We start from the raw sequence: 13659 nt of genomic DNA on the forward strand, positions 1-13659 counted from the left end.
TTGCGCTTATCGGGCCTACGATTCTCAATTATTTGTAGGCCGGATAAGGCGTAAGCCGCATCCGGCACTGAGTATTACTGTTCGGTGCCTGGCGTATTAATCATTCGGTTTAACCACGGCACCATAATGGCCATCACCACGGTGACCGCCAACGTTACCAGACCAATTTTGCTAAAGACGCCGGTATAAATGGGCAGCGTCTGTAACGGATCGGTGATGTTTTCCGGTACGGCAGTGAAGGTCGCCACATAACCGCCGAGCAGGAAGGCGGCAGCCTGGGTCAGGAACCACATTCCCAGAATAAAGCCCATCAGATGCTGCGGCACCAGAGCGGCGACCATTGCCAGTCCCAGCGCGCTAATCAGCAACTCGCCCAGACTCTGGAACAGATACACCAGCACGATAAACCACGGCGACGTCAGTCCTTGCGCATCGGCGAACCACATCCCGGCGGCGGCGGCGGTCAGAAAACCCAGCGCGCAGAGGAACATGCCGAGCGTAAATTTCATCGGCATAGTCAGATCTTTGCCTTTGCTACCCAGTCGGGTGTAAATCGCTGCCAGTACCGGACTGGCGACGACCACCCAGAATGGGTTCAGCGCCTGAAAACTCACCGGGTTAATGGCGAATCCAAGAATTTCATGATGCACGTTATTAATCGCAAAGAAGTTCAGCGAGGTAGGCATCTGCGCATACAGAATGTAAAACAGCACGGCTTCAATCATCAGAATAAACGCCACGAACATTTTATTGCGGCCGGTTTTATCCAGACGAAACGCTTCGCGAAAGAAGAAAATAGTGACGACGATAGAAAGGACGATGAGCACCAGATTGGCAATCTTAACGTTGTGCATCAGCCAGGCGCAGAGGAAAATCATGACGACGGTGCCGAGCAGTACCAGCAGCAAATTGCGAAAACGTAGCGGTTTATGATCCGGTTCAGAACCGATATTTTTCACCATGCCACGGCAGGCGAAGTACACCAGAAGCGCAACAATTAAACCAGCGCCGCACAGATTATAGGTCACCGCATAGCCAAATTTATCGGCAATCACCGGCGCCAGCGATAGCGATAACAAAGAACCGATGTTAATTGACATATAAAACAGGGTGAAAGCGCCATCCAGCCGGGGATCTTTAGGCTGATAGCATTTAGAGAGCAGGCTGGCGGGATTGGCTTTAAATAACCCGTTGCCCACGGCAATCGTACCCAGTGCGATAAAAATCAGATCGGGATTTAATAGCGACATGCCGGTCATAAAATAGCCAATCGCCAACACAATCGCGCCCAGGACCAGGGTGCGTTTAGTCCCTAACAGATGGTCGCCAACATAGCCGCCGATGGAGATCAGGCCATAAACCAGCGCTGCAAAAGCGCCAAAGGTAATAAAGGCCTGTTCCTGAGAAAAACCCAATTGTTTAACGAAAAAGACCGCCAGGATGCCCTGGACGCCGTAATAGCCAAATCGTTCCCATAATTCTACAAAAAAGATCATGAAGAATGGACGAGGTTGCTGCAGCAAGCCCGTAGGTGCAGTTGTATTCATATTCCTTCGCCTTTCAATGCCATCCCGAAACGTATGAGCGCGTATATCAAAACGCGCCGAAAAGTCTTACCCTGATATAGACTGCGGTTATTAGCCTGATTAATAGGTTATTATACAAATGATACGCAAACTAATTAGTGGATCACACTAATTATGTTTGGTGTGATGGAATGATGTACTGAGTGCTGCGAAGAGGGGGGGATAAACAAAACGCCCACATAAGCGGGCGTTGTTGTTGATAGCCGGAATTTGCCTGATGGTTCAGGCTAACCTGATTGACTATAGACCAGATAAGGTCTTAGCCGCCAGCCAGCACGGCAAGTATTACTCTTCTTCGTCGCGCAGCGGAACAATCAGCATGTCAACGTGAACGGTGTTGATCAACTGGCGCGCAGAAGACATCAGTTTGCTCCAGAAGTCCTGGTGATGACCGCAAACGACCAGATCCATATCGTATTTCTTGATGGCGTCAACCAGCACCTGGCCCAAATCGCCGCTACCGCTCAGGGTTTCAGTGATAGGGTAGCCAGCGTTGGTAGACAGCTCGGTCAGCGCGTGGTGGGTTTCTTCGGAGATACGTTTCTGCATATCGCCCAGATTGACGTCAATCAGGCCGGTGTACAGGTCTGAATAATTCACGTCAACGTGGATGAGGGAGATTTTCGCGTTGTAGGGGCGCGCCATAGAGACCGCTTTTTCAACCAGAACTTTACTTTCCGGGGAGAGATCAACTGCGATAAGAATGTGTTTATAAGCCATAGTGTTACTCCTTCCATAAGTTGTCGATGACCATTGAGCTACTGGCGTTTCTTATGCCGCCGCGTCACCCGCGTCCTGCGAACTCTATGCGCGGGGCTAGCTCAACAGTTTACCATAACTATCCTTACATTATAGCGACCAGGATAATCCGTCAATCTGCCTTGCTTGCCAGCTAGTTAAACAAAATTTTCAGTGAATTGCATTGATAGTGATTAACCTTCTGGTAAAAAAATTAACTGATCTCCTACAATGTGTATAAGAGCCGTTTGAATGCGGAGCGTTAATATGGACGGCTTTCGTAGTACTCTTTCACTGATTGTCTGGCAGGGTATCGGGGAGCGGTAGTCCCGGAGAGGAACTCCGTGGGCGGGTCGCCGGGGAGGAGATATGATAAGCACCGTCTCACTATTCTGGGCTTTATGTGTCGTTTGCATTGTTAATATGGCGCGCTATTTCTCATCGCTACGCGCACTGTTAGTGGTACTTCGTGGTTGCGATCCTTTGCTCTATCAATATGTCGATGGCGGCGGCTTCTTTACCACGCATGGTCAGCCCAACAAACAGGTGCGCCTGGTATGGTATATCTACGCTCAGCGCTATCGCGATCATCATGATGAAGAATTTATTCGCCGTTGTGAACGCGTGCGCCGCCAGTTTCTGCTGACCAGCGCGTTATGCGGTTTGGTGGTGGTGAGCTTGATTGCGCTCATGATTTGGCACTGAATAAAAAAAGCGGGCCAGTTTCCTGACCCGCTCGTGTTAGATAAGCCATCCCGGATGACGCCGCTTGTAGCGGCCTGTCAGGCCTGTGTTGCTTCATTCTGACAGGCCGGATTAGCGACAGCGCTATCCGGCCCATTTGGCTTAAATAATCTTCAGGGAAAGCCAGTACAGCACGCCGGAAAGAATAATCGCCGCCGGTAACGTAAATACCCAGGCCATCAGAATGCTGGTCACGGTTTTACGCTGCAACCCGCCGCCATCAACGACCATGGTTCCCGCCACTGAAGAGGAGAGTACGTGGGTGGTAGAAACTGGCATACCGGTGTAGCTGGCAAGACCGATAGAGACTGCCGCCGTCATCTGCGCCGACATTCCCTGCGCATACGTCATGCCTTTTTTACCAATTTTCTCGCCGATAGTGGTCGCCACGCGACGCCAGCCGATCATCGTACCAATACCCAGCGCCAACGCCACTGCCATAATGATCCACACCGGCGCATACTCAATGGTGCTTAACATATCGGTCTTCAGCTTTTTCAGCAGGCGCTGGTCATCGCTGCTTACGCCAGGCAATTTCACGACTTTGTCGGTCGTGTCGGAAATGCACAGCATAATGCGACGCAACTGACTACGCTGTTCAACGCTTAACTTGTCGTAGCTTTCCACGTTTGCCAGCATCCCTTTCGCACGGTTAAGCGCGTTAATGGTGTTAGCCGGATGGCAGTGGAATTCAGTCGGTTCAGTCGCGCCCGGCTCCGGAGAGGGAATCAGTTGGTCAACGCCGGTGACGGCTTTCAGCAGGTCAGGACGCTGCTCAAAGTACGTTTCGACATTGTTGATAGCATCGCGCGTACGGGTGATTTCGTAGCTGGAGGCATTCATATTGACCACGAAACCCGCAGGCGCGACGCCAATCAGCACCAGCATGACCAGGCCAATGCCTTTCTGACCATCGTTCGCGCCATGCGAAAACGCCACGCCGATAGCTGAGAGGATCAGCGCGATACGCGTCCAGAACGGCGGCTTTTTCTTGCCGTCTTTCTTTTCACGTTCGGCTGGCGTCAGGTGGATACGGGCGCGTTTCTTAGTACCGCTCCAGTAGCGGCGCAGCAAGAAAATCAGACCGCCGGCGAATACCAGACCGACAATAGGGGAAATAATGAGTGAACCGAAAATATTGATAACTTTCGGGATGTTAAGCGCATCCACCACTGACGTGCCGGTCATCATCGCATTGGTTAAACCGATGCCGATAATGGCGCCAATCAGCGTGTGGGAACTGGACGCCGGCAACCCGAAATACCAGGTACCGAGGTTCCAGATAATCGCCGCCAGCAACATGGAAAAGACCATAGCGAGGCCGTGCGCGGAACCCATGTTGAGCAGGAGATCCGTCGGTAGCATATGCACAATGGCATACGCCACGCTGAGACCCCCCAACAGAACGCCAAAAAAGTTAAACACCGCCGCCATGACAACCGCCAGTTGCGAACGCATCGCACGGGTGTAAATCACGGTTGCGACTGCATTGGCTGTATCATGGAAGCCGTTAATCGCTTCGTAGAACAGCACAAAAGCCAGAGCAAGCAATAATAAAAGCCCGGTATGTAAATCCAGGCCAGCAAACAAATGTAGCATAGGACGTTACGCCATTTTGAGGACATGAACGCGGCGCATTATCAGTGACTTTGGCGGCGCGGGCAAAGTGAAATATAGACTTTTTTTGATGTACTTCGTGCTTTGTTTGATATCACTAAAGAATTATCTTATATATTTCAGATAAATACCATTTTCAGGCGCTTTTCGCGCTGGTGCGACCACTGAGGAAACTTTACAATTCCCGCCCGAATTTGAGAGAGGAAGGCGACGTGGAAAGGTTTGATGCCGTTATTATAGGCGCTGGCGCAGCGGGCATGTTTTGCGCCGCGCAGGCAGGACAGGCGGGTAGCCGCGTGCTGCTCATCGATAATGGCAAGAAGCCAGGACGTAAAATCCTCATGTCCGGTGGTGGACGCTGCAACTTTACTAATCTTTATGTTGAGCCTGCTGCGTATTTGAGCCAGAACCCCCATTTTTGCAAATCAGCATTAGCCCGCTATACCCAGTGGGACTTTATCGATCTGGTCGGCAGGTATGGGATAGCCTGGCATGAGAAAACGCTGGGACAGCTTTTTTGCGATGATTCCGCCCAACGCATTGTCGATATGCTGGTTGCCGAGTGCGACAAAGGCGGCGTAACGATGCGCCTGCGTAGCGAGGTATTGAGCGTCGAGCGTGATGAGTCGGGTTTCATACTGGCGTTGAACGGCGAGACGGTGACTACGCAAAAGTTGGTGATTGCCAGCGGCGGCCTGTCGATGCCGGGGCTTGGCGCATCACCGTTTGGCTATAAAATCGCCGAACAGTTTGGTCTCAAGGTGTTGCCGACGCGCGCCGGGCTGGTGCCCTTTACGCTACATAAGCCGCTGTTAGAACAGCTCCAGACGCTGTCTGGCGTCTCTGTGCCCTGCGTGATTACCGCCCGCAATGGCACGGTATTTCGGGAAAACCTACTTTTTACCCATCGTGGGCTGTCCGGCCCCGCCGTTTTACAGATTTCCAGCTACTGGCAACCGGGCGAGTTAGTGAGCATTAACTTATTGCCGGACCTCTCGCTGGAAGATGTTCTCAATGAACAGCGTAACGCGCACCCGAACCAGAGTCTGAAGAACACGCTGGCGATGCATCTGCCGAAACGGTTGGTGGAGTGTTTACAACAGTTGGGGCACATCCCGGATGTATCGCTCAGACAGTTGAACGTTCGTGACCAGCAGGCGTTGGTTGACACGCTTACGGCCTGGCAAGTGCAGCCTAACGGCACCGAAGGCTATCGGACAGCGGAAGTGACGCTGGGCGGCGTGGATACAAACGAGCTATCATCGCGGACTATGGAAGCGCGCCGCGTGCCGGGCCTCTATTTTATCGGCGAAGTGATGGACGTCACCGGTTGGTTGGGCGGCTATAACTTCCAGTGGGCGTGGTCGAGCGCCTGGGCCTGCGCGCAGGATTTGGCGGCAAAACGCTAAATACCATTACAAACAATAAGCGAATAGACATCCCGGACAGAGGTGTTAGTATCGATTTATAGCAGTTATGAGTATGCGTGTTTCATTTACGGCCAGGAACGCTGATGATGACAACATTACTCCCTCTTTTTCGGGTACCTACATCATTCACTCCCTTTGACGGCGAGCGCTTCATCGGCGTCTGCTCGTCGTCTGGCCCCTTTTCTTTTTTCATTCTTATCCCGGATGGAAACCCCCGCTGAGCGCACGCCCGGCGGACTTTGTGGCACGCATGGTTAGACAACAGGGATTACGGCGGGTCGATTATGGACAAAATGAAGCGTCATCTGGTGTGGTGGGGTGCGGGGATTCTTGTGGCGATGGCCGCGATAGCCTGGTGGATGCTGCGCCCTGCGGGAATACCGGAGGGGTTTGCCGCCAGCAACGGCAGAATTGAAGCCACCGAAGTGGATATTGCCACTAAGATTGCCGGGCGTATTGATACCATCCTCGTTTCGGAAGGGCAGTTCGTTCGTCAGGGCGAGGTGCTGGCGAAAATGGATACCCGCGTATTGCAGGAGCAGCGGCTGGAGGCGATTGCGCAGATTAAAGAGGCCGAGAGCGCAGTTGCCGCCGCCCGTGCCTTGCTGGAGCAACGCCAGAGTGAAATGCGCGCCGCGCAGTCGGTCGTCAAACAGCGGGAAGCTGAGCTGGACTCCGTCTCTAAACGTCACGTGCGTTCCCGTTCGCTGTCGCAGCGTGGCGCGGTATCTGTACAACAGTTAGATGACGATCGCGCGGCGGCGGAAAGCGCGCGCGCCGCCCTGGAGACCGCCAAAGCGCAGGTATCTGCGGCAAAAGCGGCGATTGAGGCTGCGCGTACCAGTATTATCCAGGCGCAAACGCGTGTGGAAGCGGCGCAGGCGACCGAGCGGCGTATTGCCGCCGACATCGACGACAGCGAATTAAAAGCGCCGCGCGATGGACGCGTGCAGTACCGCGTTGCGGAGCCGGGCGAAGTGTTATCGGCTGGCGGCCGGGTGCTGAACATGGTCGATCTCAGCGATGTTTATATGACATTTTTCCTGCCGACCGAACAGGCGGGGTTGTTGAAGATCGGCGGCGAAGCGCGACTGGTGCTGGACGCCGCGCCGGATCTGCGTATTCCGGCGACGATCAGTTTTGTCGCCAGCGTGGCGCAGTTCACGCCCAAAACCGTGGAAACCCACGATGAACGGCTGAAGCTGATGTTCCGAGTGAAGGCGCGTATTCCGCCAGAGCTGCTGCGACAGCATCTGGAATATGTCAAAACCGGTTTGCCGGGAATGGCCTGGGTTCGTCTGGACGAGCGCGTGCCCTGGCCTGACGCTCTAAGCGTGAGGCTGTCGCAATGACGTCGCTGACGCTGGTGCCTGTTCCTCCCGTGGCGCAGCTTGAGGGGGTGAGCCAGCATTACGGAAAAACGGTCGCGCTGAACAATATCACGCTGGACATTCCCGCCCGTAGTATGGTCGGGCTGATTGGTCCGGACGGGGTGGGTAAGTCGAGCCTGCTGTCGCTGATTTCTGGCGCGCGGGTGATTGAGCAAGGGAACGTTATCGTCCTGGGCGGCGATATGCGCGATGCGAAACATCGCCGCGACGTCTGTCCGCGCATCGCCTGGATGCCGCAGGGGCTGGGGAAAAACCTTTATCACACGCTATCGGTTTATGAGAACGTCGATTTTTTCGCTCGTCTCTTTGGTCATGACAAAGCTGAACGCGAAGCGCGTATTACCGAGCTACTGAACAGCACCGGCCTGGCGCCGTTTCGTGACCGTCCTGCCGGGAAGCTGTCCGGTGGGATGAAACAAAAGCTGGGGCTGTGCTGTGCGCTGATTCATGACCCGGAATTGCTGATTCTTGATGAGCCTACCACCGGCGTGGACCCGCTCTCCCGCGCTCAGTTCTGGGACTTAATCGACAGTATCCGCCAACGGCAGACCAATATGAGCGTGTTGGTCGCAACGGCCTATATGGAAGAGGCGGAGCGTTTTGACTGGCTGGTGGCGATGAATGCGGGCGAGATACTGGCAACCGGCAGCGCGCAGCAACTGCGGGCAAAAACCCATAGTGCGACGCTGGAGCAGGCGTTTATCGCCCTGTTGCCAGAAGCGCAGCGTCAGGCGCATAAGCCAGTGGTGATCCCCCCCTATCACGCTGAGCAGGAAGAGATTGCCATTGAGGCGAAAGATCTGACCATGCGCTTCGGTAAGTTTGTCGCGGTTGACCATGTTAATTTCCGCATTCCGCGCGGCGAGATTTTTGGCTTCCTCGGTTCAAACGGTTGCGGCAAATCGACCACCATGAAAATGCTGACCGGTCTGCTTCCCGCCAGCGAAGGCCAGGCCTGGCTATTTGGCCAGCCGGTAGACCCGAACGACATCGATACCCGTCGCCGGGTCGGGTATATGTCGCAGGCTTTTTCGCTCTATAACGAACTCACCGTGCGGCAGAATCTGGAACTTCATGCCCGCCTGTTTCATATTCCGCCAGCGGAGATCCCGGCGCGCGTCGCGCAGATGATCGAACGCTTTATGCTAACGGAGGTGGAAGATACGCTCCCCGCTTCGTTGCCGCTCGGTATCCGCCAGCGTTTATCGCTGGCGGTAGCGGTGATCCATCGCCCGGAAATGCTGATTCTTGATGAGCCAACGTCCGGCGTTGATCCGGTCGCCAGGGATATGTTCTGGCAGCTTATGGTCGATCTTTCGCGTCAGGATAAGGTGACGATTTTTATCTCGACCCATTTTATGAACGAAGCGGAACGTTGCGACCGAATGTCATTGATGCACGCCGGTAAAGTGCTCGCCAGCGGGACGCCGCAGGAATTGGTGCAACAGCGGGGCGCGGCCAATCTGGAAGCGGCGTTTATTTCCTGGCTACAGGAAGCTGCGGGAGCGGCGCCTGAAACCCCAATACCGCCATCCCAGACGCCTGCCGCGTCAGGTAAACCGTCGCGGCAGGGATTGAGCTTCCGGCGTTTGTTCAGCTACAGTCGCCGCGAAGCGCTGGAGCTACGCCGCGATCCGGTACGCTCGACGCTGGCGCTGCTGGGAACGGTAATTCTGATGCTGATTATGGGCTATGGCATCAGTATGGACGTGGAGAACCTGCGTTTTGCCGTACTCGACCGCGATCAAACCGTCAGCAGCCAGGCATGGTCGCTCAATCTGGCGGGATCGCGCTATTTTATCGAACAGCCGCCGCTCGCCAGCTATGACGAGCTTGACCGGCGGATGCGTTCGGGAGAGTTGGCGGTTGCCATTGAGATCCCGCCTAATTTTGGCCGCGATATTGCTCGCGGTACGCCAGCGCAGATTGGCGTCTGGGTGGATGGCGCTATGCCCAGCCGCGCCGAGACGGTGAAGGGGTACGTTCAGGCGATGCACCAAAGCTGGCTGCAGGAGGCGGCGAGTCGTCAGCCGAACCCGGTTAAACAGACCGGGCTGCTCAACATTGAAACGCGCTATCGCTATAATCCGGATGTGAAAAGTCTGCCCGCTATCGTTCCGGCGGTCATTCCGCTGCTGCTCATGATGATCCCGTCAATGCTTAGCGCCCTGAGCGTGGTGCGGGAGAAAGAGCTGGGGTCGATGATTAATCTGTACGTAACGCCGACGACGCGCAGCGAATTTTTGCTGGGTAAACAACTGCCGTATATCGCGCTGGGTATGCTGAACTTTTTGCTACTGTGCGCGCTGTCGGTCTTTGTGTTCGGCGTGCCGCTGAAAGGCAGCTTTCTCACGCTTACCCTCGCGGCGCTGCTTTACGTCATCATCGCCACCGGTCTGGGGCTGCTGATCTCCACGTTTATGAAGAGCCAAATCGCCGCTATTTTTGGGACGTCGATTATTACCCTCATTCCGGCAACACAATTTTCTGGCATGATCGATCCGGTGGCTTCGCTGGAAGGACCGGGAAGATGGATCGGCGAGATCTACCCGACCAGCCATTTTCTGACGATCGCGCGTGGGACGTTTTCCAAAGCGTTGGATCTGTCCGATCTCTGGCCGTTATTTATGCCGTTACTGATTGCCGTCCCGGTGGTGATGGGTCTGAGCATTCTGCTGCTGAAAAAACAGGAGGGGTAATGCGCGGATTACGTAATATTTATAATCTCGGCGTTAAAGAACTGCGCAGTCTGCTGGGCGACAAAGCGATGCTGGCGCTGATCGTCTTCGCCTTTACGATTTCGGTTTACTCCTCCGCTACCGTCCTGCCCGGTTCGTTGCATCTTGCCCCTATCGCCATCGCCGATATGGATCAGTCACAGTTGTCGAACCGTATTGTGAATAGTTTTTACCGCCCGTGGTTTCTGCCGCCGGAGATGATTACGGCAACGGAAATGGATGCCGGACTGGATGCCGGACGCTATACCTTTGCGGTCAATATTCCGCCGAATTTCCAGCGTGATGTGCTGGCCGGACGTCAGCCTGATATTCAGGTTAACGTCGATGCGACGCGCATGAGCCAGGCGTTTACCGGCAACAGTTATATCCAGAATATTATTAGCGGCGAGGTCAACAGCTTTGTGGCGCGCGCGCGGGGAGATAACGTTCAGCCGGTGTCGCTGGAGATTCGGATGCGCTTTAACCCGAATCTGGACCCGGCGTGGTTTGGCGGCGTGATGGCGATTATCAACAACATTACCATGCTGGCGATAGTGCTGACCGGATCGGCGCTGATCCGCGAGCGAGAACACGGCACGGTAGAGCATCTGTTGGTGATGCCGGTCACGCCCTTTGAGATCATGATGGCGAAAGTATGGTCGATGGGGCTGGTTGTGCTGGTGGTTTCCGGTTTGTCTTTGATGCTGATGGTGAAAGGCGTACTTGGCGTACCGATTGAAGGATCGATCCCATTGTTTATGTTGGGCGTGGCGCTGAGCCTGTTCGCTACCACTTCAATTGGGATTTTTATGGGCACCATTGCCCGTTCGATGCCGCAGCTGGGGTTATTAATGATTCTGGTACTGTTGCCGCTACAAATGCTTTCCGGCGGTTCCACGCCGCGCGAAAGTATGCCGCAGGCGGTGCAGGATATTATGCTGACCATGCCGACGACGCATTTTGTCAGTCTTGCCCAGGCGATTCTTTATCGCGGCGCAGGTTTGAGTATCGTCTGGCCGCAGTTCCTGACCCTGCTGGCGATAGGCGGCGTGTTCTTCCTGATAGCGCTGTTACGCTTCAGAAAAACGATTGGCACGATGGCGTAAACATTATTGCCGGAGGGCGGCTGCGCCTTATCTGGCCTACAAACGACAGACGTGCGAACGTAGGCCGGGCAAGCGAAGCCCCCCCCGGCAAGGCGCTGGGGCGTTAGTCTTCTTTCGGCAAGCACTGCAAGTGGCCGTGGCGCACGCCGCGCTGGGCGATAACATCATCGGCAAAATGCTGTACGTCGCCCATATCGCCCTTCAGAACGGCGATCTCCAGACAGTCATCGTGGTTGATATGGACGTGCAGCGTGGCGACGGATAAATCATGATGATGATGCTGGGTGGAGACGATGCGGCTGGCTAAATCCCGTTTCTCATGTTCATAAACATATGAAAGTACCGCGAAACCCTGTGTACCGTGTTCCTGGGTGGCCTCCTGCGCCAGAGCGCCGCGCAGAATATCACGGATCGCTTCGGAGCGATTGTTATAGCCGCGTCGCTGGCTCAGGCTGTCCAGCGTTTCCAGTAAATCGTCATCGAGGGTGATGGTGACACGTTGCATCTGACTTAAACCTTTTGGTATGGCGCGTCGGCGCATGGGAAGCTCCGCATTTTGTAACACACGTCCGCCGCCAGAGGGAAAAATTAATGTGTCATAACGCTTTCGTTACCGTCTGCGGCGTCAGCGTAAACGGTGTGGGGGTACAGACTGCCAGACTGAGCGTATCGAGCTGACACTGGCTGACCGACAAGGCAGAGGGCAACGTGCTGTCCACGCTGACGATTTGCCAGGCGCTGCCGCCGCGTTGTTTTACGATGGCTTCTTTACGCGTCCAGATACGCCAGAAGGCCGCCAGTTGTCGCTCCGGACGTTCCGCTTCCATTTCAGCATGTTCGCCGAGGCTGAATACCGCATTTGCCAGCGAACGCCAGTTATCGCGCGGGCGGATCACTTCAATATCGCAGCCGACTTCACCTTCGTCGCTAAGCAACAGAGCAATAGTGTCGCCGCTATGGCTGAGGTTAAACCACAGCGGCGTTCCGGCGGAAAAAGCCGGTTTACCCTGTTCGCCATACACCATTTCCGGTAGCGGCGAGAGCGCACGGGAAAGCAGCACGCGCCCGGCCAGCCAGCTTGCCCGGCGAACGCCCTGCGGTGCCTGAGCGATTAACGCGTCGGGCAATTGACCTGCGCTTAATGTTGACACTTTTCCCAGAACGATCTGGTACATATCAGGACCAACGTTGCCTATGAAGAAGAGGAGATTGTAGCATCTGTCGCCTCATCCCGGTAAACGGCTTTTCGGTCGGCCTGGCCCCAGTAAGATCGCCAGTTTGCTGCCGCCTTTAGTGGTTTCCATCCAGATTTTGCAGACGCTGGTCAAAGGAACGGACAAGAGCATCCCGACCGGGCCTAATAGCCATCCCCAGACCAATAACGAAAGAAATACCACCAGCGTGGACATTCCCAGACGATGGCCCATCATGCGTGGCTCCATAATGTTGCCAATCACCATATGGACCACCAAAAAGAGCGCGCCGACCAGTACGCACTCGTAAAAGCCGTTAAATAACAGCGCCTGAATCATGGGGGGAACGGCGGAAATCACCGAGCCGATATTAGGAACGTAATTGAGCAAAAAGGCCAGTACGCCCCACATTAGCGCAAACTGAATACCCATTAACGCCAGCCCCAGCCAGATAATCGCGCCCGTCCATAAACTGAGCAGCGTTTTCAGCGCCAGATAATGCGAGACGCCTTTCAGGGCGCGGTGCAGGCCGGCAATATGGATTTGTGGATTGTTTAGCGCGAAACGTAATTTATAAGGCACGTGACGCACCTCAAACAGCATAAAAACCACGGTCATCACCAGCAGCACAATGCTTGCCATCGCGCCCGATACGCCGGTCATTAATGTTGTGGTGAAGAGCATGATTTTATCGGAGTCCATCCCGCGGAGCATACGTTCCGGCGACATATGTAAATTCAGGAAGGGCATTAACTCCTGAAGGTGTAAGACTTTACGCGTCAGTTCCTTGCTGTATTTAGGCAGCATAGCGATAAATTCATTAAGCGATGCGGCAAGCACACCCACCAGCGCGGTAAGCACGATCAGCATGACGACCACCACGATAGTAATCGCCAGCGGTCGCTTCACGCCCCGGCGAATAAACCAGGTCACTAATGGATTAAGAACAATGGCGAAAAAGAGCGCCAGCAAGAGTTGTACAATAATATCCGCCGCGGCATGAATCCCGGCGAGAATAATGACCAGGGAGGCCAGTTTCAGCAGAATATGCATACCCGTTTTGTCAGGTTGAGCGGTTGCCATGAAGTTTTCCTTGTTGTGTTTTTTTCTAAGTGTAGCGGCTGCCCTGATACCGAT

The 13659-nt window shown here is 54.6% G+C and carries 11 protein-coding genes; 5 read left to right on the forward strand and 6 right to left on the reverse strand.

Annotated features, from left to right (window positions below; all coding sequences use genetic code 11):
* Positions 1 to 74: 74 nt before the first annotated feature.
* Together dtpB and uspA are read right to left on the reverse strand one after the other, a co-directional pair.
* Positions 75 to 1547 carry a dipeptide/tripeptide permease DtpB gene (gene dtpB, locus ACLD11_RS07960; RefSeq protein WP_001098275.1) on the reverse strand — a complete coding sequence of 491 codons (1473 nt, stop codon included), beginning with the start codon at positions 1545 to 1547 and terminating at the stop codon, positions 75 to 77.
* A 324-nt stretch (positions 1548 to 1871) separates the two neighbouring features.
* Positions 1872 to 2306 carry a universal stress protein UspA gene (gene uspA / locus ACLD11_RS07965; RefSeq protein ID WP_000323565.1) on the reverse strand — a complete coding sequence of 145 codons (435 nt, stop codon included), beginning with the start codon at positions 2304 to 2306 and terminating at the stop codon, positions 1872 to 1874.
* Between the two features lie 387 nt (positions 2307 to 2693).
* On the opposite strand from uspA, the gene uspB reads away from it, so the two are divergent.
* Positions 2694 to 3029 (forward strand): universal stress protein UspB, encoded by a 336-nt coding sequence (uspB, locus tag ACLD11_RS07970; protein WP_000626193.1) that lies wholly within the window; start codon positions 2694 to 2696, stop codon positions 3027 to 3029.
* Between the two features lie 141 nt (positions 3030 to 3170).
* On the opposite strand, the gene pitA is transcribed toward uspB, so the two are convergent.
* Positions 3171 to 4667: an inorganic phosphate transporter PitA gene (pitA, locus tag ACLD11_RS07975; RefSeq protein WP_000902764.1), complete on the reverse strand. Its 1497-nt coding sequence runs from the start codon at positions 4665 to 4667 to the stop codon at positions 3171 to 3173.
* Positions 4668 to 4897: 230 nt separating this feature from the next.
* Here pitA and ACLD11_RS07980 point away from each other — a divergent pair, with 230 nt between their 5' ends.
* The 4 genes from ACLD11_RS07980 (at position 4898) to ACLD11_RS07995 (ending at position 11329) form a co-directional block, all read left to right on the forward strand.
* Positions 4898 to 6094, forward strand: coding sequence for an NAD(P)/FAD-dependent oxidoreductase (locus tag ACLD11_RS07980; protein ID WP_001627041.1), 1197 nt, complete (start codon positions 4898 to 4900; stop codon positions 6092 to 6094).
* Positions 6095 to 6399: 305 nt separating this feature from the next.
* A complete protein-coding gene (locus ACLD11_RS07985; protein WP_411014762.1) occupies positions 6400 to 7467 on the forward strand; it encodes an HlyD family secretion protein in 1068 nt (355 codons plus the stop codon).
* On the forward strand, positions 7464 to 10205 hold the full coding sequence (gene rbbA / locus ACLD11_RS07990) for a ribosome-associated ATPase/putative transporter RbbA (RefSeq protein ID WP_000202924.1): 2742 nt from the start codon (positions 7464 to 7466) through the stop codon (positions 10203 to 10205). Before ACLD11_RS07985 ends, rbbA begins: the two co-directional genes overlap by 4 nt.
* Positions 10205 to 11329: an ABC transporter permease gene (locus tag ACLD11_RS07995; protein WP_001214750.1), complete on the forward strand. Its 1125-nt coding sequence runs from the start codon at positions 10205 to 10207 to the stop codon at positions 11327 to 11329. The genes rbbA and ACLD11_RS07995 overlap by 1 nt, the downstream gene beginning before the upstream one ends.
* A gap of 103 nt (positions 11330 to 11432) precedes the next feature.
* On the opposite strand, the gene nikR is transcribed toward ACLD11_RS07995, so the two are convergent.
* The 3 genes from nikR to ACLD11_RS08010 all read right to left on the reverse strand — a co-directional run bounded on the left by nikR (position 11433) and on the right by ACLD11_RS08010 (position 13605).
* Positions 11433 to 11834: a nickel-responsive transcriptional regulator NikR gene (gene nikR / locus ACLD11_RS08000; protein ID WP_001190057.1), complete on the reverse strand. Its 402-nt coding sequence runs from the start codon at positions 11832 to 11834 to the stop codon at positions 11433 to 11435.
* Positions 11835 to 11925: 91 nt separating this feature from the next.
* Positions 11926 to 12504: a 4'-phosphopantetheinyl transferase AcpT gene (gene acpT, locus ACLD11_RS08005; RefSeq protein WP_001649271.1), complete on the reverse strand. Its 579-nt coding sequence runs from the start codon at positions 12502 to 12504 to the stop codon at positions 11926 to 11928.
* Between the two features lie 51 nt (positions 12505 to 12555).
* The gene (locus ACLD11_RS08010) at positions 12556 to 13605 is read right to left on the reverse strand and encodes an AI-2E family transporter (protein ID WP_000179589.1); all 1050 of its coding nucleotides are present in this window, start codon (positions 13603 to 13605) and stop codon (positions 12556 to 12558) included.
* Positions 13606 to 13659: the final 54 nt, after the last annotated feature.

Origin of the sequence: Salmonella sp. 741265116_PST (assembly GCF_046567715.1) — a bacterium.
In the GTDB taxonomy this organism is placed as follows: Bacteria; Pseudomonadota; Gammaproteobacteria; order Enterobacterales; family Enterobacteriaceae; genus Salmonella; species Salmonella enterica.